The organism is Bartonella sp. SD1336NMGDW, from assembly GCF_042193565.1.
Lineage (GTDB): Bacteria > Pseudomonadota > Alphaproteobacteria > Rhizobiales > Rhizobiaceae > Bartonella > Bartonella grahamii.
In genome coordinates, this window is sequence record NZ_JBHILW010000076.1 from 1 (window position 1) to 978 (window position 978).

Consider the following 978-nt stretch of genomic DNA (forward strand, 5'->3'; position numbering starts at 1 on the left):
TCTGAGGGGGCTATGTGTGGCATCTTATTGTTTTTTATTCACGAGTGGTTGTTCAAGGAGCTTTTTGAGATCTTCTGAATTCATTGCCAGTAGGTGATTTAATGTAACGGTAGTGCGGACAGAGTTTTCTAAACGAGCAAGAATTTCACCCGTAAGGCTACGATGATTTGCTTCAGCAAGCTCTTCCAATTGATTTTTCAGTTCAATTGGAATGAGAAATTTAAATTGCACACGATCTTTTTTTGTCATGCACCTAAAATATACCTAAAATACACTTGACACAAGGTACCTTTATGGTACTAAATATGTGCATATGGAGGTAAAATGAAAACGATCCAATATAAAATAAATATGCCACATACATTAAAGGAGTGGTTGTTTAATCGGGCGACTGAGAATGATCGCTCTCTTTCATCTGAAATAATTAACATTCTCAAAAAAGAAAAAGCGCTAGAGCATAAGTCCGCAAAAACTCTCTCTAACGCTTTACATCTAACTAACCCGAAAGAGGTCAATTACAATGAATAATAGCACATACTTACCTATCAATAAAGACAAATTAATAAAATTACGAGAAGTCGAAAACGAGCCTCGTGTTCGCGATGTGGACTTAGCAGAAAAATTAGGGTTTGTTCGTACACGTGACGTTAGAAAATTAATTACAAGAAATATGCAAGAAATAGAACGGTTTGGGAGGTGCGCCACTGTGGCACACGTAATAAAGGGCAATAACGTAACAGAATATTGGCTTAACGAAGAGCAGGCGTTATTGATTGCGACATTATCGAATACAGAAAAATCTTCTCAAGTCCGTTATATGCTTATTAAGTTATTTGTTGCATGGCGTAGGGGCGAGATAAAGCAATCCTATGTTCAATCGATCGACTACTCCAGTCCAGCAGTAATGCTTGGTGTCTTAACGCATTTAAAAGATGAAAATGAGCGGAAAGACAATATCATTGCTAAATTAGAACCAAA

2 protein-coding genes and 1 pseudogene are annotated in these 978 nt (G+C 36.9%); 2 read left to right on the forward strand and 1 reads right to left on the reverse strand.

The window, feature by feature from the left end:
- Positions 1–24: 24 nt before the first annotated feature.
- Positions 25–249, reverse strand: coding sequence for an Arc family DNA-binding protein (locus ACFIKH_RS09180; RefSeq protein WP_375627529.1), 225 nt, complete (start codon positions 247–249; stop codon positions 25–27).
- A gap of 75 nt (positions 250–324) precedes the next feature.
- On the opposite strand from ACFIKH_RS09180, the gene ACFIKH_RS09185 reads away from it, so the two are divergent.
- Both ACFIKH_RS09185 and ACFIKH_RS09190 read left to right on the forward strand, forming a co-directional pair.
- Positions 325–528: an Arc family DNA-binding protein gene (locus ACFIKH_RS09185; RefSeq protein ID WP_375627530.1), complete on the forward strand. Its 204-nt coding sequence runs from the start codon at positions 325–327 to the stop codon at positions 526–528.
- Positions 521–978: pseudogene (locus ACFIKH_RS09190) on the forward strand (phage antirepressor Ant); the annotation flags it as partial. The gene ACFIKH_RS09185 and the pseudogene ACFIKH_RS09190, both read left to right, overlap by 8 nt.

What these genes read in the sequence shown, in the direction of transcription:
- ACFIKH_RS09180 (WP_375627529.1), bottom strand. Translation starts at nt 249, where the DNA reads ATGACAAAAAAAGATCGTGTGCAATTTAAATTTCTCATTCCAATTGAA.
- ACFIKH_RS09185 (WP_375627530.1), top strand. Translation starts at nt 325, where the DNA reads ATGAAAACGATCCAATATAAAATAAATATGCCACATACATTAAAGGAG.